This is a genomic window from Micrococcus sp. EWR3.9.1 (genome assembly GCF_052615555.1).
The window spans coordinates 74684-94561 of record NZ_JBQXFD010000010.1 but is presented as its reverse complement, the minus strand read 5'-3'; the positions used below and the strand labels follow the sequence as shown (position 1 = coordinate 94561).

The 19878-nt window shown below is 73.8% G+C and carries 14 protein-coding genes, 1 tRNA gene and 1 other RNA gene; 7 read left to right on the top strand and 9 right to left on the bottom strand.

What is annotated here, in order from left to right:
- Positions 1–166 precede the first annotated feature (166 nt).
- A complete protein-coding gene (locus ACUJ8O_RS07925; RefSeq protein WP_095347647.1) occupies positions 167–1453 on the bottom strand; it encodes an aspartate kinase in 1287 nt (428 codons plus the stop codon).
- Positions 1454–1681: 228 nt separating this feature from the next.
- Here ACUJ8O_RS07925 and ACUJ8O_RS07920 point away from each other — a divergent pair, with 228 nt between their 5' ends.
- Both ACUJ8O_RS07920 and ACUJ8O_RS07915 read left to right on the top strand, forming a co-directional pair.
- Complete coding sequence (locus ACUJ8O_RS07920) at positions 1682–2695, top strand: ABC transporter ATP-binding protein (protein WP_036315428.1); 1014 nt, start codon at positions 1682–1684, stop codon at positions 2693–2695.
- Complete coding sequence (locus ACUJ8O_RS07915; protein ID WP_095347648.1) at positions 2692–3948, top strand: ABC transporter permease; 1257 nt, start codon at positions 2692–2694, stop codon at positions 3946–3948. The genes ACUJ8O_RS07920 and ACUJ8O_RS07915 overlap by 4 nt, the downstream gene beginning before the upstream one ends.
- Positions 3949–3991: 43 nt before the next feature.
- Here ACUJ8O_RS07915 and recR read toward each other — a convergent pair whose 3' ends face one another.
- Positions 3992–4591 carry a recombination mediator RecR gene (recR, locus tag ACUJ8O_RS07910; RefSeq protein WP_095347649.1) on the bottom strand — a complete coding sequence of 200 codons (600 nt, stop codon included), beginning with the start codon at positions 4589–4591 and terminating at the stop codon, positions 3992–3994.
- Between the two features lie 115 nt (positions 4592–4706).
- Positions 4707–8135 (bottom strand): DNA polymerase III subunit gamma and tau, encoded by a 3429-nt coding sequence (locus ACUJ8O_RS07905; RefSeq protein WP_445373292.1) that lies wholly within the window; start codon positions 8133–8135, stop codon positions 4707–4709.
- Positions 8136–8213: 78 nt separating this feature from the next.
- On the opposite strand from ACUJ8O_RS07905, the gene ACUJ8O_RS07900 reads away from it, so the two are divergent.
- Positions 8214–8879, top strand: a complete 666-nt coding sequence (locus ACUJ8O_RS07900; RefSeq protein WP_049146682.1) for a malonic semialdehyde reductase — start codon at positions 8214–8216, stop codon at positions 8877–8879.
- Between the two features lie 39 nt (positions 8880–8918).
- Here ACUJ8O_RS07900 and gluQRS read toward each other — a convergent pair whose 3' ends face one another.
- Positions 8919–9905 (bottom strand): tRNA glutamyl-Q(34) synthetase GluQRS, encoded by a 987-nt coding sequence (gene gluQRS / locus ACUJ8O_RS07895; RefSeq protein ID WP_152744291.1) that lies wholly within the window; start codon positions 9903–9905, stop codon positions 8919–8921.
- 16 nt (positions 9906–9921) lie between these two features.
- An RNA gene (ffs, locus tag ACUJ8O_RS07890) (signal recognition particle sRNA small type) lies at positions 9922–10018 on the bottom strand.
- A 155-nt stretch (positions 10019–10173) separates the two neighbouring features.
- Between ffs and ACUJ8O_RS07885 the strand changes: the two genes are divergently transcribed.
- A tRNA-Ser gene (locus ACUJ8O_RS07885) sits at positions 10174–10259 on the top strand.
- Between the two features lie 218 nt (positions 10260–10477).
- Positions 10478–12040: an alanine/glycine:cation symporter family protein gene (locus ACUJ8O_RS07880; RefSeq protein WP_036341201.1), complete on the top strand. Its 1563-nt coding sequence runs from the start codon at positions 10478–10480 to the stop codon at positions 12038–12040.
- Positions 12041–12127: 87 nt separating this feature from the next.
- On the opposite strand, the gene poxB is transcribed toward ACUJ8O_RS07880, so the two are convergent.
- Complete coding sequence (poxB, locus tag ACUJ8O_RS07875) at positions 12128–13843, bottom strand: ubiquinone-dependent pyruvate dehydrogenase (protein ID WP_170748229.1); 1716 nt, start codon at positions 13841–13843, stop codon at positions 12128–12130.
- A gap of 129 nt (positions 13844–13972) precedes the next feature.
- Complete coding sequence (locus ACUJ8O_RS07870; RefSeq protein WP_170748228.1) at positions 13973–14869, bottom strand: haloacid dehalogenase; 897 nt, start codon at positions 14867–14869, stop codon at positions 13973–13975.
- A gap of 114 nt (positions 14870–14983) precedes the next feature.
- Between ACUJ8O_RS07870 and ACUJ8O_RS07865 the strand changes: the two genes are divergently transcribed.
- Positions 14984–15916: a TspO/MBR family protein gene (locus ACUJ8O_RS07865; RefSeq protein ID WP_036315456.1), complete on the top strand. Its 933-nt coding sequence runs from the start codon at positions 14984–14986 to the stop codon at positions 15914–15916.
- A gap of 150 nt (positions 15917–16066) precedes the next feature.
- On the top strand, positions 16067–17074 hold the full coding sequence (locus ACUJ8O_RS07860; protein ID WP_036315459.1) for a thermonuclease family protein: 1008 nt from the start codon (positions 16067–16069) through the stop codon (positions 17072–17074).
- 93 nt (positions 17075–17167) lie between these two features.
- Here the strand turns inward: ACUJ8O_RS07860 and ACUJ8O_RS07855 are convergent, their stop codons facing one another.
- Both ACUJ8O_RS07855 and ACUJ8O_RS07850 read right to left on the bottom strand, forming a co-directional pair.
- Complete coding sequence (locus ACUJ8O_RS07855) at positions 17168–18265, bottom strand: YihY/virulence factor BrkB family protein (protein WP_230277930.1); 1098 nt, start codon at positions 18263–18265, stop codon at positions 17168–17170.
- A gap of 107 nt (positions 18266–18372) precedes the next feature.
- A complete protein-coding gene (locus ACUJ8O_RS07850) occupies positions 18373–19791 on the bottom strand; it encodes an L-serine ammonia-lyase (RefSeq protein ID WP_095347320.1) in 1419 nt (472 codons plus the stop codon).
- Between the last annotated feature and the right edge of the window lie 87 nt (positions 19792–19878).

Here is a 19878-nt window from a genome sequence, read left to right as displayed (position 1 = left end):
CGCTGAAGGTGCGGGGCCGGCGTCGTGCGGGGTGGGGGAGGGTGGAAGCACCCCGGCCCCCTCGCTTTCGAACGTGGGATAGGCCCTACCTCACGTTCGACAGCGCCCATTCGCCCCATTTCACGTTCGAAAGTCGCCCGGGCGGTGGGCGGGGGAGGGTGCGGCGTCAGCGGCCGGTGCCGCCGTAGACCGTGGCCTCCTCCTCGGCGTCGAGGCCGAAGGCGGCGTGCACGGCGCGGACGGCGTCGTCGAGCTTGTCCTCGGCGGTGACCACGGAGATGCGGATCTCCGAGGTGGAGATGAGGTCCACGTTCACGCCGGCGTCGGCGAGCGCCTTGAAGAAGGTGGCGGAGACGCCCGGGTTGGAGCGCATGCCCGCGCCGATCAGCGAGAGCTTGCCGATCTCCGGGTCCGAGACGATGTCCTGGAAGCCGATCCGGTCCTGGGCGGCGCGCAGGGCGGCCATGGCGTCCTTGCCCTCCACGATCGGCAGGGTGAAGGAGATGTCCGTGCGGCCCGAGCCCTCGCGGGAGATGTTCTGCACGATCATGTCGATGTTCACGTTGGACACGGCGATCACGCGGAAGATCTCGGCGGCCTTGCCGGGCACGTCGGGGACGCCGACGATCGTGACCTTGCCCTCGGAGCGGTCGTGGGCGACGCCGGAGACGATGGGCTGTTCCATGGGAGCGCCTTCCTGAAGGGTGATGGTGTCGTTCGGGTCGGGCATGATCCAGGTGCCCTCATGGTCGGAGAAGGAGGAGCGCACGTGCAGCGGCACGCCGAAGCGGCGCGCGTACTCCACGGAGCGCAGGTGCAGCACCTTGGATCCGGAGGCCGCCATCTCGAGGGTCTCCTCGGAGGAGAGCTCGGTGAGCTTGCGGGCGGTCGGCACGACGCGCGGGTCGGCAGAGTAGACGCCGTCCACGTCCGTGTAGATCTCGCACACGTCCGCGCCGAGCGCGGCGGCGAGGGCGACGGCCGTGGTGTCCGAGCCGCCGCGGCCCATGGTGGTGATGTCCTTGGACTCGGGGCTCATGCCCTGGAACCCGGCCACGATGGCCACGCGGCCGGCGTCGAGGGCCTCCTGCACGCGGTGGGGGTTGACCTTGACGATCCGGGCCCGGCCGTACGAGGTGTCCGTCAGCATGCCGGCCTGGGAGCCGGTGTAGGAGCGGGCCTCGACGCCCTCGGCGTGGATGGCCATCGCCAGCAGGGACATGGAGATGCGCTCGCCGGCCGAGAGCAGGATGTCCATCTCGCGCGCGGGCGCGTCCTGCGTGAGCTCGGCGGCGAGGTCGAGCAGCTCGTCCGTGGTGTCGCCCATGGCCGAGACCACGACGCACACGCGGTTCCCGGCCCGGACTGTGTCCGCGACGCGGCGGGCCACGCGCTGGATGCCGGCGGCGTCGGCCACGGAGGAGCCGCCGAACTTCTGGACGATGAGACTCATGGGTCGCTCCGGACGGGATCGAGGGTCGGTTCGGGCCAAGTCTAGGGGCGCGCACCCGCGCGGGTCCGCCAGGTGAACCCCTGTTCCGGATGCTGGACCCGGCGCCCGCGGCCGGCCAGGACGACGGCGCCCGCGGCCCCGCCTGCGACCCCGGTCGGGCTCGGATCGGCGCCGGGATCATCCCCCGGGTGGATCCGCGTCCGTGCACTGCGCGGCAAGGGTGGGGCCATGACCGCTCCAGCACCCCTGCCCGCCTCACCCGTCCTGGGGGTGGCCGCCCACGACGGGATCGTGGCTCACGGCCTCGCCCGCTCGTTCGGCGCCGTCCATGCGGTGCGGGACGTCTCCCTCACCGTGCCCGCCGGCTCCGTGACGGCCCTCGTCGGCCCGAACGGCTCGGGCAAGACCACGCTTCTGCTGATCCTGGCCACCCTGCTGCGCCCGGACGCCGGCGCCGTGTCCATGGCCGGGGTGGACGCGGTGCGCGAGCCCGTCGAGGCCCGGCGGCGGCTCGGCTGGATGCCCGACACCCTGGGCGTGTGGGAGGAGCTGACCTGTCACGACATCCTCGCCAGCCTGGGACGGCTCTACGGCATGGGGAAGGCGGAGGCGTCCGCGCGCGCGGACGAGCAGCTCGAGTGGGTCGAACTCACGGAGTTCGCCCACCGGCCCGCCCGCGTGCTCTCCCGCGGCCAGCAGCAGCGCCTGTCCCTGGCTCGGGCCACCGTGCACCGGCCCTCCGTCCTGCTCCTGGACGAACCCGCCAACGGCCTCGACCCGGCCGCCCGCATCCGGCTGCGGGACGACCTGCGCGCCATGGCGGCAGCCGGCACCGCCGTGCTCGTCTCCTCCCACGTGCTCGCCGAGCTCGAGGAGATGTCCGACCGCGCCGTGTTCCTCCGTGAGGGCGCCACGGTGGCCACCCAGGAGTTCCGCGCCGCCGACGACCTCGCCCGCCCCTACCGGATCGCCGGGCCCGACCCGACGGCCCGGGACACCCTCGTCCGCGCCCTCGAGGCCCGCGGCCTGACCGTCACCGTGGCCACCGGCGCCGGCGCGGGCCAGCGCCGGGACGGGGTCGTGGTGCAGCTGCGGGGGGAGGCCGCCGCGGCCGCGCTGCTCGCGGACCTCGTGCGCGAGGGTGTGCTCGTCAGCCACTTCGCCCCGGAGGGCTCCCGCCTCGAGAACGCCTACCTGGGCCTCCATCTGGAGGGCCCCCGCACCGAAGGAGACCGACCGTGAGCACCGCCGTCGCGACCTCGATCCACGACCGCCGCCCGCCGCAGCCGCAGCCGGGGGGACGCCTCGGCGCGGCCCAGGCCGTGGCCACCGTGGTGGGCATGGAACTGCGTCAGCGGCTGCGCTCGCGTGGCTGGTACGTGCTGTTGGGCGTCTTCTTCGTGGTGGTGGGGGCGGTGACCCTCGGCGCCCTCGGGCTGCGCGGCCTGGGCGTGGCGGAGATGGAGGCGTCCGGCCTGGAGCCGGAGCTGGCGGAGCAGCAGATGCGCGCCCTGGGGCGGACGCTCTTCGACGGCGTCCTGCTCTTCGTCCTCACCCTCTCGCTGCTGGTCTCGCCCGCCCTGGCGGCCAACGCGATCTCGGGCGACCGTGCCGGCGGCACCCTGGCCATCACCCAGGTCACCCTGCTGCGGACCGGGCACCTGATGGCGGGCAAGTGGCTGGCCGCGTGGATCGCCTCCGCCGCGTTCCTCGCGGCCGCGCTGCCGTGGCTGGCGGTCGCGGCCGTGGTGGGGCGCGTGTCCCCGTGGGCCGTGCTGGTGGGGCTCGTGATGATCCTCGTGGAGTTCGGCATGATCGCGGGGATCGGCGTGGCCGTCTCGGCGATCGCCGGGCGCACGCTGTTCGCCGTCGTGGTGACGTACCTGATCGTGGCGGCGCTGACGATCGGCACCCTGGTGGCCTTCGGGCTGTCCCTGCAGTTCCTGCAGACCGAGGTGCGGGCCAACGACGCCGAGTACGGCTCCATGACGGCGGAGCCGTTCACCGACGCGGAGCTCGAGAAGATGACCCCGGAGGAGGCGGAGCAGGCCTGGGCCGAGTGGGAGGCGGCGCACCCGGAGCTGGTCGACGGGATCGCCGACCGGTGCGTCGGCCCGGTGACCACCCGGACGATCCCCGACCCGCGGCGCAGCGGATGGCTGCTCGCGGCGAACCCCTACGCCGTCCTCGCGGATGCTTCCCCCTGGGAGGCAGGGCTCCTCGCGGACGGTACCCGGGTGGATCCCGGGCCGCTCAACCTGCTGTCCGTGGGGCTGCGCTGGACCCAGCGTGACCCCGTCCGGGACGTCGAGTGCCTCGACGGCGAGCTGCGCGGTCTCGACCAGAGCGGCGTGCCGGACCGGCAGGGCACCTGGCCGGTGTGGCCGCTCGGTCTGGCGATGCAGGGTGTGCTGGTGGCCGGGCTGGGCTGGTGGGGCCACCGTCGCCTGGACACCCCGGCCGGGCGGCTGCCCGCCGGCACGCGCGTGGCCTGAGCCGGGCCGGCGTCGGGCAGGACCCGCTCGACGCCGGCCCGTGTCAGCCGCTGATCAGGCGACGTCCCTCGAAGGCACGGCCGAGGGTGACCTCGTCCGCGTACTCGAGGTCCCCGCCGACGGGCAGACCGGAGGCCAGGCGCGTGACGCGGATGCCCGTGGCGCCGAGGAGGCGGCCGAGGTAGGTGGCCGTGGCCTCGCCCTCGAGGTTGGGATCCGTGGCGAGGATGACCTCCTGCACGGCCTCGTCCTGCAGCCGGGTGAGCAGCTCGCGGACGTGCAGCTGCTCGGGGCCGATGCCGGCGATCGGATTGATGGCCCCGCCGAGCACGTGGTACCGGCCCTGGAAGGCGCGGGTGCGCTCCATGGCCATGACGTCCTGCGACTCCTCGACCACGCAGATCTGGGAGCCGTCCCGGCGTTCATCCCGGCAGAGCGAGCACACCTCGTCCTCGGAGACGTTGAAGCAGACCGAGCACAGCCGCACCCTGTCCTTGACCGTGCGGATGGCGTCCGCGAGCCGCAGCATGTCCTCCCGGTCCGCCTCCAGCATGTGGAAGGCGATGCGCTGGGCGGACTTCGGCCCGATGCCCGGCAGGCGGCCGAGCTCGTCGATCAGGTCCTGCACCGCGCCCTGGTACATCCGTCTCCCTCGTCCGATGGTGCGTCTCGTGGGGCGTGCGCCCCGACGCGGCGCCGTGGTCCGGCGCCGCGTCCATCATGCCCGCGGCCCCGGACGGCGTACGGGCGCGTTCGCCTCAGGCGTCGTTGGGGCGTTCCTCGAGCAGACGGCCGCCGAGCACCCGTTCGACGACGGCCCGGCCCACGAGGCCCGAGTCCTCGAGCGGGACGTCGTCGTCGCTGGCGACCTCGTCCTCCCACCCCACACCGGACGTCGCCGGGGCGGCGGGGCCGGTGTCGGCGGGCCGGGTCGGGCCGCGGCCCTGGGCGGCCTCGCGGGCGGCGTGGATGGCCGCGGCCCGCGCGTCCAACGACGGCGGCGCCGAGGCTCCCCCGGCGGGCTCGACGTCGGCGGGGCGCGCCCCGAGCGAGGCCGCGCTCGGCCGGCCCCCGGCGGGGGAGCCCGGCGAGGCGTCCGGGTCGGGGCCACCGGGAGCGCCGGGGCCGCCGCCCGTCCCGCCGCCGCTCGAGCCCGCGTTCACCGGAGGCTCGAGGGGCCCACCGGCCCGCAGCCGCTCCATGAGCCGCGGGTACATGCTCGCCGGATGGCCCGAACCCGGGAAGTCCGTACCGGTCGGGCCGGCAGCCGCGCGCGGCGCGGCGTCCGCGTCGTCGGCGGGCACGCCCGGGTCAGGGGTCGCGTCGGCCGTGGGCGAGCCCGTGGGGCGCCGCTCCTCGTCCGAGGACGGGCCGGCGCCCGAGGCGGCCGGGTGGAGATCGCGTCGCTCCGTGGCCGCTGCGTCGTCGTCCGGGGCGGGCGACGGCGTGGCAGGCCGGGCGGAGTCACCGTCCGCGGCCGCGCCCGCGCCGTCGTCGAAGCCGGCGGGACGGGTCGCGCCGAAGCGCTTCGCGAACTCCGCGCGCAGCTCCGCCTCCGGACGGGCGAACACGGGGATCGAGTGCTCCTCCTCGCGGACCAGCGGCCCCGGGTCGTAGGCCCGACGGACCTCCTCGGCGCTCGGCTCGCTCTCGCCGGGGGTCGGGGCGTCGGGCCGGACCGGGGAGTCCTGGCCGGCGTCCGGCGCGGCGCCGCCGGGGGCCGGTTCGGCCTGCGGCGGCGCCCCCCAGTCCTCGACCGACGGCACGGGGCCGTCCCAGCCGGCGGCGCCGACGGGCCGCTCCTCGGCGTCGCGGGCCGGCGGGGTCCAGCCCTCGGGGCCGTCCGAGTCGTCCTGCTCCGCGTCCGGGTCGAACGCGGGCAGCGAGTCCCACGGGTCCTCCTCGGGCGGGGGAGCATCCTCCCAGGCGGGCGGCTCCTCGTCCGGGCCGCCCCAGCCGTCCGCCGGCGGGGCGGGGGCGGGCGTCGTCGACGACGTCGGCGTCGGCCCCCAGGAGGTGGCGGGGGCCGCGGGCGTCCAGGCGGGGGACGGCTGCGGCGTCTGACGCTGCTGCGTGGCCCGGGGCGGAGCTGCCGGCGGCGCCGGATCGTCCTCCGCGGTGGAGGGTGCGGCGGAGCGCGGCGGGGTGGGGTGGGAGGACTCCGGCTCGCGCGGGGCCTGCCCCGGTGCCGGAGCGGGCCGGTTCGGCTGCGCCGTCGGTCGGTCGGACCGGCCCTGCTGCGGGGCCGGACGCTCAGGCCGGTCCGTCCGCGCCGGGCCGGCCGGGCGAGCGCCGGACTGTGCGCGGGCGTCCCCGGTCGGCGCGTCCCCACCGAGGATCAGATCGAGCCGCGGGCGGATGCCGAGCACCTGGTGGACGGCCTCGCCGAGCACGCGGTCACCGCCCCGGCCGAGCAGCGACTGGCGGGGCCCGTCCTGCTGGAAGCCGATCGTCAGCAACGAGCCGTCGTAGCCCGCGACGCTCGCGTTGTCCTTCACCAGCATCCACACCAGCCGAGAGGCGTCCTCGAGGGCCGAGAGGATGTCCGGCCAGGCCCGGCGGATCATCTCCACCTGGCTCGCCGCCGGGGCGGGAGCGGGGCTCGACGGCGCGGCACCGGTGCTGTCCTGGGCCTGGGGCCGGCCCTCGGGCTCGGGGCGGCTCCCGACCTCCGGGCGACGCGCGCCCTCGGCACGGGCCCCGGCCTCGGCCGGTTCGGGTCGTCCGGGCTGCGGCGGCTGCTGCGGACGCTCGGACCTCGTGGTCCCGGCGGCTGCGTCCCCCTCCGGCGCCTCGGCCGCGGCGGGCTGGGCGGGCGGTGCCCAGCGCTCCGGCGGGGCGGTCGGCGCCGTCGACGCGGGCTCCTCCGTCCGCCGCATGGCGGCCCGGGCGAGCGCGGCACCGGTCAGAGGGCCGGAGCCGTCCGCGTTCCCGGCCGACCCGCCGCCGTCCGCGGCGGGCGTGCCGGACCGGGCCGGCGTCGTCGTGCCCTCCGGGGTGCCGTCCTCGACGGGCGCGGCGCCACCGAGTTCGAGGCGCCGTTCGAGGGCCTCGAGGCGGGCGGCCAGGCCGCGGTGCGTCTCGTCCGAGGCGGGCAGCAACAGGCGCGCCATGAGCAGCTCGAGGTGCAGGCGGGGACTCGTGGCACCCACCATGTCCGTCAGCGCGAGGTTGGTGATGTCCGCGAGGCGGGAGAGCTCCGCGCGGGAGAGCTGCGCGGCCTGCGCCGAGAGACGCCGCACCTGGTCCTCCGGCATGCCGTGCAGGATCGCCCCGGCCTCCTCCGGCAGGGCGCGCGCGATCACGAGGTCGCGGAAGCGGTCCAGCAGGTCCTCGACGAAGCGGCGCGGGTCCTGGCCGGACTGCACCACGCGGTCCACCACGCGGAACACCGTGGGCGTGTCGTCGGCGGCGACGGCGTCGATCACGTCGTCCAGCAGCGCCTCCGGGGTGAAGCCGAGCAGGCTCACCGCGAGCTCGTACGAGACCTGGCCCTCCTGGGCGCCCGCGATCAGCTGGTCCAGCACGGAGAGCGTGTCACGCACCGAGCCCGTGCCGGCGCGCACCACCAGCGGCAGCACGCCCTTCTCCACGGACACGCCCTCCTCCGCGCACAGCTGCTCGAGGTAGGCGATGAGCGGCTCCGGCGGCACGAGCCGGAACGGGTAGTGGTGGGTGCGGGAGCGGATGGTCCCGATGACCTTCTCCGGCTCCGTGGTGGCGAAGATGAACTTCAGGTGCTCCGGCGGCTCCTCCACGATCTTCAGCAGCGCGTTGAAGCCCGCCGCCGTGACCATGTGCGCCTCGTCGATGATGAGGATCTTGTAGCGGTCCCGGACCGGGGCGAACGTGGCCCGCTCGCGCAGGCCGCGGGCGTCCTCCACGCCGCCGTGCGAGGCCGCGTCGATCTCGAGCACGTCCAGCGAGCCCGGCCCGCCGGTGGCCAGGTCCCGGCACGAGTCACACTCGCCGCACGGGGTGGGCGTGGGGCCCTGGGCGCAGTTCAGGCAGCGCGCGAGGATGCGGGCGGACGTGGTCTTGCCGCAGCCGCGCGGGCCGGAGAAGAGGTAGGCGTGGTTCACGCGGTCCTTCGCCAGTGCGGTGCGCAGCGGGACCGTGACATGGTCCTGCCCGATCACGTCCTCGAAACGGTCCGGGCGGTAGCGGCGATACAGGGCGGTGCTCACCCTCGAAAGCCTATCCGGCGGGCGGACGGGCTAAGGGAGCCGGGGAATGCGCCCACCCACCGGCCCGTTCCCTGGCCCATGACCACCACGCACATGCACACCGACGCCGAGGACACGATCCACCCCACGCAGCCGGCCCCGGACGCGGGACCGCTGAGTCAGGCCGAGATCGACCGCCTCTTCGCGGACCGCCACACGACGCAGCTCTTCTCGGACGAGCCCGTCGACCTCGCGCTGATCGAGCGGGCCTACGCGGACCTCCGCTGGGCGCCGACCGCCATGAACAACCAGCCGCTGCGGCTCGACGTCGTGGACAGCCCCGAGGCCCGCGCCCGCCTGGCTCCGCTGATGATCGAGTTCAACCGGGAGAAGACGGAGCGCGCCCCGCTCACGCTGATCGCCTCCTACGACCTCGACTGGCACCGCCACATGGGCCACCTCGCCCCGTTCCGGGAGGGCTTCGAGGAGGATGCCGAGGGCAAGCCGGGCATGCGCGAGGGGATGGGCCGCACGAACGCGCTCATCCAGGTGGGCTACCTGCTCGTGGCCTTGCGCGCCCACGGGCTCGAGGTCGGCCCCATGGCCGGGTTCGACGCCGCCGCCGTGGACGCCGAGTTCCATGCGGACCGTGCCTGGAAGTCCCTCCTGGTGATCAACGTGGGCCACGCCGCCGCAGACGACGAGAAGGCGCAGCAGCCCCGCCAGGGCCGCCTCGACTTCGACCAGGCCGCCCAGGTCCTCTGACCGGGGCCGGGCCTGCGGCGGACCAGGGCGCCGGCCCGCTCAGAGCCCGGTGAACACCCACGGAACACGCGGCAGGGCGGCCGGGTCGAACGCGGGCACGGCGGCCGCCAGCGGTCCCGCGGGCAGGCCGAGGGACTCCAGCAGCCGGTCCCGCACCCGCTCGGGGGTCCACGCCGGGTCCTGCGCGGCGAGGTCCTTGAGGGTCACGGCGCCGTCCCGCTTGGCCAGCCGCCGCCCCTCCGTGTTCAGCACGAGCGGCACGTGCAGGTACTCCACCGCGGGCGTCGGCTCCCCGCGCGCGGCGCACAGCGCCTCGGCCAGCCAGCGCTGGCGCGGGGCCGAGTCGAGCAGGTCGTCGCCGCGGACCACCTGGTCCACGCCCTGCGCCAGGTCGTCCACGACGACGGCCAGGTTGTACGCGTACGCCCCGTCGTTCCGGCGCAGCACCAGGTCGTCGACCAGGCCCGTGACCTCGCCGTGCAGCACGTCCACGGCGGTGGCGCGCGGGATCTCGCCCGCCGGCAGGCCCGCGACCTTCGCCACGTCGATCCGCAGGGCGGCGGGGCGCACCCGCCGTCGCTCGGCCCGCTCGGCCTCGGTCAGGCCGCGGCAGGTGCCCGGATAGAAGCCGGGCGGACGCAGCGGCACGGTGCCGCCGGAGGCGGGGGCGCCGTCGTCGGGCCTCGGGTGCGGGGCCGACGTCGCCTCGGCGATGTCCTTGCGCGAGCAGAAGCACTCGTAGACCGCGTCCGCGCCGTGCGCGGCTCGCAGGGCGGCCACGGCGGCGTCGTACAGGGCGGTGCGCTCGGACTGGCGCACCGGCTCGGCGTCCCAGTCCAACCCGACGGCGGCCAGGTCCGCCCGCTGGCCGGCCTCGGCCCCGGAGCGGACGCGGTCCAGGTCCTCGACCCGCATCAGGAAGGAGCGGTCCGTGGCGCGCGCCGCGAGCCACGCGACGAGCGCGGTGCGCAGGTTGCCCAGGTGCAGGCTTCCCGTGGGGGAGGGGGCGTAGCGTCCGGCGGGCATGGGATCTCCTGGGGAGAGTGAAGACCCCTCACGCACCTGCCAGAGCCCACCTACCCTTGCTACCTTCCGGTCCTGGGGGAGTTCAGCGAGATGACACCACGTGAGGGGCCGCCGACGACTCTACCAGGGCGGCGGCGGGAGCGGCGATTCGGGCCGCGGCGAGCCCCGGGCCGGGCCCGCGCCTCCCGCGGGGGATTGGCGCGGTCCAGGACGATCTGGTTATGATGGAGCCTGCCCTCGCGCGGTCCGCCGCATGAGGGCGCACCAAGGAGGATTCGCCTAGCGGCCTATGGCGCACGCCTGGAACGCGTGTTGGGTTAACAGCCCTCGGGGGTTCAAATCCCCCATCCTCCGCGGACAAGCCCCGGGACCCCAGTGGTTCCGGGGCTTTTCGCATGTCGGGGACCGCTGTCGACGGGGGAGGGCGCGCCCGGACTCCTCATCCGCCCCGCTGGATGCGAGACGCGGGTCACATTTGCGCGTATCCTTCTCCCCAGTCGCCCGGGACCGCCGGCGGCCGCCGCTCGGAACTCGCACCGCACCGGCCATCCCCACCCCGATCTGGAGACCCCATGTCCTTCGCAGATCTCATCACCACCGTGAACAACGTCATCTGGTCCCCGGCCCTGATCTGGCTCTGCCTGATCGTCGGCCTCTACTTCACCGTCCGGACCATGTTCCTGCAGTTCGTGAACATCCCGGACATGGTGAAGCAGCTCCGCGAGGGCCAGGACTCCGCGGACGGCACCTCGTCCCTCCAGTCCCTCATGATGTCGCTCGCCGGCCGCGTCGGCATGGGCAACATCGGCGGCGTCGCCACGGCCATCGCGTTCGGCGGCCCCGGCGCCGTGTTCTGGATGTGGGTCATGGCCCTGCTCGGCGCCGCCACGTCCTTCATCGAGTCCACGCTCGGCCAGATCTACAAGGAGCGCGACCCGGACACCGGCGAGTACCGCGGCGGCCCGGCGTACTACTTCGAGAAGGCCTACAAGCACACGGCCGCCGCCCCCGCGTTCAAGGTGTACGCCATCCTGTTCGCCGTCGTCACCGTCTTCGCCACCAGCTACTTCCTGCCGGGCGTGCAGGCCAACGGCGTGGCCGCGGCCGTGGGCGAGGCGTGGGCCGTGCCCGCCTGGGTCGTGGCCCTGGCCATGGTCATCCTGCTGGCCTTCATCGTCCTGGGCGGCGTGAAGCGCATCGCGACGTTCGCCGTCTACGTGGTGCCCGTGATGGCCGCGCTGTACATCATCCTCGCGCTGATCGTGCTGTTCCTGAACTTCGACCAGATCCCCGAGGTCTTCGGCTCCATCTTCGCCAGCGCGTTCGGCGTGCACGCCGTGTTCGGCGCGATCCTCGGTCTCGCCATCCAGTGGGGCGTGAAGCGCGGCATCTACTCCAACGAGGCCGGTCAGGGCACGGGCCCGCACGCCGCCGCGGCCGCCGAGGTCTCACACCCGGCCAAGCAGGGCTTCGTGCAGGCATTCGCCGTCTACATCGACACGCTCTTCGTCTGCTCGGCCACCGCGTTCATCATCATCTCCACGGGCGCCTACCGGGTGTACTCGGACGAGTCCGGCTCCGGCCTGCTGTTCGAGGGCATCGTCGCCCCGACGGCCTCGGAGGGCCCGGCCTTCGTCCAGACCGGCTTCGACGCCATGTTCACCGGCTTCGGCCCCACGTTCGTGGCCGTGGCGCTCGCGTTCTTCGCCTTCACCACGATCGTGGCGTACTACTACATGGCCGAGGTCAACCTCGTGTTCCTCACGCGCAACCTGCGCAACGGCATGGTCCGCCGCGTCGTGCTGCGCTTCCTGCAGGCCCTGATCCTCGTGTCCGTGGCCTACGGCGCCGTCGCCACCACGGGTGCGGCCTGGGGCCTCGGCGACATCGGCGTGGGCTCCATGGCCTGGCTGAACATCCTCGGCATCCTCGTGCTGCAGGGCCCGGCCCTCAAGGCCCTCAAGGACTACCGCGCACAGAAGCGCCAGGGTCTCGACCCGCAGTTCGACCCGCGCCCGCTCGGCATCCGCAACGCGGACTTCTGGGAGCACCGCGCCGACGGCCTGATCACCCAGGGCGTCGCCGGCACGGCCGAGCACCCGATCGTCACCGAGGGCGGCGCCCACCGCGCCTGACGGGCCGGCGGGGCTGGGCCCTCCCCGCCCCACCACGACGACGGCCCGGACGCCGCCAGCGTCCGGGCCGTCGTCGTGCGCGGCAGGTCAGAACAGCTGGCGCAGGTTCGCCTTCGCGAGGTCGAGCAGCTTGGTGCCCTTGCCGTCGAGGACGGTGCGCATGGCGTAGAGCGCGAAGCCCTTGGCCTGCTCGAACTCGATGCTCGGCGGGATCGTCAGCTCCTGACGCTCGGTCTTGACCACCAGCAGCGCAGGCCCGTCGTGGGCGAGGAACTCGCGCATCACCGCAGGCAGGTCCGTCGTGTGGTCCGCGCGGAAGCCCTTGATGCCGGCTGCCTCCGCGATCGCCGCGAAGTCCGGGTTCTGCAGGTCCGTCCCGAAGGGGACGAACCCGGCGGCCATCATCTCGAGCTCCACGAAGTTCAGCGAGTCGTTGTCGAACACGAGCGTCTTCACGGGCAGGTCGTTCTGCACGAACGACAGCAGCTCGCCGAGCATCATGGCCAACCCGCCGTCGCCGGCCATCGCCACCACCTGGCGGGCAGGGTCGACCGCCTGGGCGCCGACCGCCTGCGTGACCGCGTTGGCCATGGAGCCGTGGGACAGGGAGCCGATGATCCGGCGGCGCCCGTTCATCGTCAGGTACCGGGAGGCCCAGACCACCGGGGAGCCGACGTCGGGCAGGAACACCACGTCGTCGTCGGCCAGCTCGTCGAGGAGGCGGGCCACGTACTGCGGGTGCACGCGTCCGCGGCCCGGGGTGGCCAGCTGGTCGAGGTCCTTGCGGGTCTTGGCGTAGTGCTTGAGCGCCTTGTCCAGGAACGCCGACGACGAGTTCCCGCGCAGCAGCGGCAGCAGGGCCTGGGCCGTCTCCGTGACACCGCCCACGAGCGGCACGTCCACGGCCACCCGCCGGCCGATCTGCTCGCCGCGCACGTCCACCTGGATGACCGTGGCGTCCTCGGGGTAGAACTGCCGGTACGGCAGGGAGGAGCCGAGGATCAGCAGCGCCTCGGCCTCCTTGAGCGCGTGGTAGCCGGAGGCGAAGCCGAGCAGGCCGGTCAAGCCGACGTCATACGGGTTGTCGTACTCGATCCGGTCCTTGCCGCGCAGAGCGTGGACGATCGGGGCCTGCAGGCGCTCCGCCAGGGCCACGACCTCGTCGTGGGCGCCGGCAGCACCCGCGCCGGCCAGGATGGTGATCCGCTTGGACGAGTCCAGGGCCTCGGCGGCCTCGCGCAGCACGGAGTCGGCCGGGATGACGCGGGACGGCGTGTGACGGATCACCTCGGGCTCCGCGGAGAGCTCGGTGAGGGCCACGTCGCCCGGGATCACGAGCACGGCCACGCCCCGCTGCTCGACGGCGGCCCGCATCGCGGTGCGCAGCATGCGGGGCATCTGGTCCGCCGAGGAGACGTGCTCCACGTAGACGGAGCACTCGCGGAACAGGTCCTGTGGGTGGGTCTCCTGGAAGTAGCCCGAGCCGATCTCCTCCGACGGGATGTGCGCGGCGATCGCGAGCACCGGAGTGCGGGAGCGCTGCGCGTCGAACAGGCCGTTGATCAGGTGGAGGTTGCCCGGACCGCACGAGCCCACGCAAACCGCGAGCTCATCCGTGAGCTGGGACTCGGCGGAGGCGGCGAAGGCCGCGGTCTCCTCGTGCCGGGTGTGCACCCACTGGATGCCGCCGTGGGAGCGCAGGGCCTCGGTCAGCCCGTTGAGGGAGTCCCCGGGCACGCCGTACATGCGGCGCACGCCCGAGGCGTGGAGGGTCTCGACGATGTTCTGGGCGACAGTGGCCACGGTGGAACCTCTTCTCTGGTCGGGAGGCGCCCGGGCCGGTTCGGCAGGGGCGCCGCATTGCCTTCCACGCTAGGGGTCGAGGTCCCGGCCCGGGGAGGGGCGGCCGCCCGCAGGTGGCGTCCGACCTGGTCAGCGCAGCAGGTCGCGCTCGACCCAGCGCAGCAGGGACTCGCCCGCCCGCTCGTGGACGTCCTCGGCGTCGCCGATGCCGCGTTCGGCGAGGATCGCCGCCGTCACCACGCCGTAGGGCTTCTCGGGGACGCCGTCGGCGGGGCGCACGTCCATGTGCTCCACGGTGAGTCCACGCTCGTGCAGCCGGTCGGCCATGGCGTAGTCGCTGCGCGAGTCGCCCGCGGTGAGCCAGCGTTCGGGCACCGGGGTGCCCGCCTCCGCCAGCAGGTCGAAGCAGCGCTCGACGCCCAGGTCCTTGCCGGAGGAGCGGTGCTCGACGTCCACCGAGATCACCGAAGGGGCCACGCGCACCTCCTCGGCGAGTCCGCGCTCGGCGAGCAGGCCCTCGACGCCCGCGGCGACGTCGTCGCGCACCCGCTCGTACTCCGTCTGGTCCGCGCCCACTGTCTTCTCGAGGGAGACCATGGCCAGCTTGGTGTGGTCCGTGAACTGCAGGTCCCCGGCGCGCTCATCGTTGAGGGCCCAGATCGCGTCACGGGTGTCCGCGTCGATGGCCATGTCCGGGTCGGTGCGGAGCCAGTCCGGGGCGGTGCCGTCCACGGTGACGTCGGGCAGGTCCCCGGAGGGCACCGCGGAGAACGGGAACCACACGGCGCCCTTCTCACAGACCGCGTGGAAGGGGGCGTCGTCCGGGAGGCCCGCGTCGCGCAGCGGGGCGATCACGCTGTGCAGGAGGAAGTCCGTGGAGCGGCCCGTGTTGAAGCCGACCGGCACCCCGCGCCGCGCGAGGCGGACGAGCACGTCGATGATCCCCTCCGGCACGGTCCGGGTCTCGGTGGAGGCCACGGGGCCGTCCACGTCCAGCAGGAGTCCGATCGGGGAGGGAGTGCGCATGCCCCCACCCTAGGCCGCGGTGGCCCGTGCCCGCGATGGGCCCGGCGGCTACGCTGACCCTGAGACCCGCCCCGCCCGGGGCGCACCCCCGACGATCACCCCACGGGAGCACCCATGAGCACCGCCACCGACCTCGGCCCGTCCCGCAGCCCCTTCGGCCCCGACGCCGCGGCGCGCGTCCCCAGCTCGGGGACGGGGCTGTCCTCGACGGGCGGCCGGGTGGCCATGCTCGTGGTCGTGATCCTCGCGATCGTGGCCGCGTTCCTGGGCTCCGGCGTCGTCGGCGGCCTGACCCCCGTGGCCGAGGCCGCGGGCGGCTGGCTCGGCCCGGACGCCACCTGGGTGTCCCCGGCGACCCCCGCGTTCGGCATCTGGTCCGTGATCTACGCGGGCCTGTTCGCCTACGCCGTGTGGCAGTTCCTCCCCTCGGGCCAGTCCGCCCGTCACGACCGCCTGCGACCGTGGATCCTGGTCTCGGTGCTGCTCAACGCCGCGTGGATCTGGACGGTGCAGGCCGGGCTGCTGGGGCTGAGCGTCGTGGTGATCGCGCTGCTGCTGGCGTGCCTGGCGTGGATCCTGGTGCTCCTCGAATCCGTCCGTGCGCACAGCTGGGGGGAGCGGATCCTCCTGGATGGGGTGCAGGGCCTGCATCTGGGCTGGGTCTCGATCGCCGCCGTGGCGAACCTGGCCGCGTGGCTGGCCTCGACCGGCGTCGTCGGCGATCCGGGGCAGTCGTCCCTCTGGGCGAAGGTGATGCTCGTGGTGGCCGTGCTGATCGGCGCGTTCACGGCCGTGTACAACGGCGGCCGCCCGGCTCCGGCGTTCGCGCTCGCGTGGGGTCTGGTGTGGATCGGCGTCGGCCGCGCGGACGGCACGGGGCTGCTCTCGGGCAGCCTCGCCCTCCTGGCGTGGGGCGGCGCCGCGATCGTCCTGCTGTGCTGGCTGGCCGCGCTGCTGCTCTCCCGCCGGTCCGCGACGGGCGAGGCCCGCGACCTCGTCCTCGACGCCCTCGACGGCGGCGGCGACCCCATCGACGGCCGCCGCTGACCCCCGTCGTCATTGACGGAACGGGGACCGATGCTGTCGTGACGTGCGGCAACACCTGTGCCTCCCACCTGCGATGATGTGGTGATCCGAAGGCCCCGCCTCACGGCGGGGCCTTCGTCATGTCCCCGTCCCTTCCCCTCCAGGATCCTCGTGCCCCTTGCCCGTCTGCGCGCGGCGCTCCCCGCGGCCGCACTGTCTCTGCTCCTGCTCACCGGCTGCACCGCCACCGACGACGGCGTCACCCCGGAGAGCGATGCCGACACCTCCGCGTCGGTCAGCACGATGCCGACGACGCCCACCCCGTCCGTCGACGCGGCTGCGACGAGCCGTGCCGCTGCGTCGTCGCTGGCCGCCTCCTCCGCCGCGCAGAGCTCGCGCGCCGCGGCGTCGTCCTCGATCGAGGCTGCGCAGTCGCGTGCCGCACGTGCCGCGGAGGAGTCGCGTACTGCTGAAGGCTCCCGCAGTGCCGAGCCGGCGGCGCCCGCCGCCCCGGCCGACGTCGAGGGAGACGTGGTCACGGTCGAGTCGATCTCGGACGGCGACACGCTCCGCGTGACCCTCGGCGAGGTGTCCACGCGGGTGCGCCTGCTCAACATCGACACCCCCGAGACCCACCACCCCTCGAAGCCGGTCGAGTGCATGGGACCGGAGGCGACGGCGGCGCTGAAGTCGATGATCAGCCCCGGCGACACGGTGGTGCTGCGGTACGATCGCCGGCTCTACGACCGCTACGACCGCCTCCTCGCCGGCGTGTACGCCGAGGGCGTCCTGCTCAACGCCGAGATGGCCCGCCTGGGCTACGGCGAGCCGGCGGTCTTCGACGGCAACGACCGTTTCCTGCCCGAGGTCGAGGCGGCGTGGGAGCAGGCCCGGGCGAACGGCGTCGGCAGGTTCTCCGGGGAGTGCGGCACCGCGGCCGAGCCCATCCCGGAGGCGGCCCCGGCCCCCGCCCCGGAGGCGGCCCCCGCGGCCGGCGACGCGGGGCCGGTGAGCGGAGCCGACTCCGTGTGCCCGGACTCCCACCCGGTCAAGGCCAACGACAACTCGGGCATCTACCACATGCCCGGTCAGCAGCACTACGGCAAGACCAACGCGCGCCACTGCTACGCCTCCGCCTCCGCGGCGCAGGCGGGCGGCTACCGCGCGGCCCGGCGCTGAGGGCCCCGCGCACGACGACGGCCGCCCACCTCGCCAGGTGAGCGGCCGTCGTCGTCCGTGCCGAACGTGTGCTCGGCGCCGCGCCGGGTGCGGTCAGCGGCCCTCGTGGACCGCTCGCAGCTCGTAGCCGCGCTCCTCCAAAGTCGTCTGCTTCTCAACGCGCTTCTCCACCCCGGCCACGTCCTTCGGGGGCAGCTGCACCCGAACCTCGGCGGGCAGGCCGGCCTCGAGCTGGCGGGCACGCTCCACCTCGGCGTCGACCTCCAGGCCGAGCAGCAGCACGATGTTGAAGATCCACAGGGCGAACAGCAGCGCCATGACCGTGCCGATCGCACCGTACGCCGAGTAGCCGGCGAACTGCGTGAAGTACACGGACAGGGCCACCGCGGCCAGCACCATGCCCACCAGCGCCACGATGTTGCCGGGGCCGAAGAGGTGGAAGCGCGGCTTCTGGACGTTCGGGGTGGTGTAGTACAGGGTCGCGATCAGCACCAGCAGGATCACGACGACGACAGGCCACTTCGCCCACGCCCACACCGGCAGGAACGTGTCCGAGAGGAAGTTCACCACGCCGGTCATGCCGAGCGGCCCGGCGATCGGCTGGAGGAAGCCGTCCACGAGCGAGCGGTTCAGCGCCAGCGAGAGCAGCACGACCACGATGCCCACGATCAGGATGAGCGTGGTGAGCAGGTTGGTCAGCGTCAGCTTCACCAGGCCGCGGCCCTCCTCGTAGCCGTACACCGTGTTGGCCGAGCGGTTGAACGCCTTCACGTACGCGGAGGCGGACCACAGGGCGGTCGCGATGCCGATGATGAGGGCGATGATCCCGCCGCCTGAGCCGGCCGAGTCGCTCATGGTGGTCACCAGGTTCGTGACGAGCGGCTGGTAGTCGCTCGGGACCAGGCCGGTCAGCTCCCCCAGCAGATCGTCGATGGCCCCGCGGTTGGAGGCGAGCACGAGGGACAGGATGGAGAACACGGCCAGCAGGGAAGGAGCCAGCGAGAGCACCAGGTAGTAGGTGAGCTTCGCGGCCAGGTCGGTGCCGCCGTCGTTGCCGAACTCCTTGAGCGCGCGTGTGAGCGCGTACTTCCAGCCGGCGCCGTCGAGCTTCACGCCCTTGAGCCTCTCGGCACGCTGGTCGGGATCGATCTTCGCGGCCTCCAGGGTCGCGTCCACAGGATGAATGGCCACGTCGGTCCTCTCGCGCTCGGGGGCAGGGTGCGGGTCGGGCCCCACGGTAGCGGACGGGTGCCCCGTCCGTCCCGACCGGAGCGGCGCTGGGCCGCGGACCCGGGCGATCAGCACTCGATGACGTTCACGGCCAGGCCGCCGCGCGAGGTCTCCTTGTACTTGGACTTCATGTCCGCGCCGGTGTCGCGCATGGTCGTGATGGCCTGGTCCAGGGTCACCCGGTGCGAGCCGTCCCCCAGCAGCGCCAGCCGGGCCGCGTTGATGGCCTTCACCGACGCGATCGCGTTGCGTTCGATGCACGGCACCTGGACGAGGCCGCCCACGGGGTCGCACGTCAGCCCGAGGTTGTGCTCGATCCCGATCTCGGCCGCGTTCTCCACCTGGTCCACGGTGCCGCCGAGCACGGCGCACAGGGCGCCCGCCGCCATGGAGCAGGCGGAGCCGACCTCGCCCTGGCAGCCGACCTCGGCGCCGGAGATGGAGGCGTTGCGCTTGTACAGGATGCCGATCGCCGCCGCGGTGAGCAGGAACTCGACCACCTTGTCGTCCCGCTCCTGCTGCGTGGCGCCCTCGGGGAGCACGAAGCGCATGTAGTAGAGCATGACGGCCGGGATGATGCCCGCGGCGCCGTTCGTGGGCGCGGTGACGATGCGCCCGCCCGAGGCGTTCTCCTCGTTCACCGCGAGCGCGAAGAGGTTGACCCACTCCATGGCCCACATGGGGTCGGTGCGGTCGGTGGTCTGGAGCAGGTGCTCCCGCAGCGCGGGGGCCCGACGGCGGACCTTCAGTCCGCCGGGCAGGATCGGCTCGGTGCGGGACACGCCGTTGTGGACGCATTCCTCCATGACGGCCCAGATGGCCAGCAGCTGGGTGCGCAGCTCGTCGAGGTCGTGGCGGGTGGCCTCGTTGGCGAGCATGAGCTCCGCGATGCTCAGGCCCGCCTCGTGACAGCGGGCGGCGAGCTCGGCGCCCGTGGAGAAGGGGTACGGTTCGCCGGTGTCGCCGTCGTCGGTGCGGTTGACGTCCTTGGTGGCGTCCAACTCGGCCTCGAGCTCGTCCGAGGTGACCACGAAGCCGCCGCCCACGGAGTAGTAGTCGCGGGTGTGAAGCTGTTCGCCGGCGTCGTCGTAGGCGGTCAGACGCATGCCGTTCGGATGCCCGGGCAGGGACTCGCGCATGTGCAGCGTCAGGTCGCCCTGCCGGTCGAAGGCGATCTCGTGGCGCCCGTCCAGGGGCAGCCGACCGCCCGTGACGATCTCCTCCACGAGCCCGGTGCAGGCGTCCGGGTCGATGGTCTCGGGGTCCTGGCCGGCCAGGCCGAGCAGCACCGCGGTGTCCGAGCCGTGGCCCACGCCGGTGGCCGCCAGCGAGCCGAACAGCTCGGCGTGCACGCGGGCCGTGCGCTCGAGGACGCCGTGCTGGCCCATGCTGTCCGTGAAGCGGCGGGCAGCGCGCATGGGCCCCACGGTGTGGGACGAGGACGGGCCGATGCCGATCGAGAACAGGTCGAGGACGCTGAGCGCCATGCAGTGCTCCTAGGGTGCGAGCGGGACGCGCGGTGGCCGGGGGTGGGGGCCGGACGCGCGGAGCCGGGTGATCCGGTGCAGACCAGA

Coding starts and splice junctions, on each gene's coding strand:
- ACUJ8O_RS07920 (WP_036315428.1), top strand. CDS start 1,682: ATGACCGCTCCAGCACCCCTGCCCGCCTCACCCGTCCTGGGGGTGGCC.
- ACUJ8O_RS07900 (WP_049146682.1), top strand. CDS start 8,214: ATGACCACCACGCACATGCACACCGACGCCGAGGACACGATCCACCCC.
- ACUJ8O_RS07865 (WP_036315456.1), top strand. CDS start 14,984: ATGAGCACCGCCACCGACCTCGGCCCGTCCCGCAGCCCCTTCGGCCCC.
- ACUJ8O_RS07870 (WP_170748228.1), bottom strand. CDS start 14,869: ATGCGCACTCCCTCCCCGATCGGACTCCTGCTGGACGTGGACGGCCCC.
- ACUJ8O_RS07850 (WP_095347320.1), bottom strand. CDS start 19,791: ATGGCGCTCAGCGTCCTCGACCTGTTCTCGATCGGCATCGGCCCGTCC.
- ACUJ8O_RS07925 (WP_095347647.1), bottom strand. CDS start 1,453: ATGAGTCTCATCGTCCAGAAGTTCGGCGGCTCCTCCGTGGCCGACGCC.
- recR (WP_095347649.1), bottom strand. CDS start 4,591: ATGTACCAGGGCGCGGTGCAGGACCTGATCGACGAGCTCGGCCGCCTG.
- gluQRS (WP_152744291.1), bottom strand. CDS start 9,905: ATGCCCGCCGGACGCTACGCCCCCTCCCCCACGGGAAGCCTGCACCTG.
- ACUJ8O_RS07880 (WP_036341201.1), top strand. CDS start 10,478: ATGTCCTTCGCAGATCTCATCACCACCGTGAACAACGTCATCTGGTCC.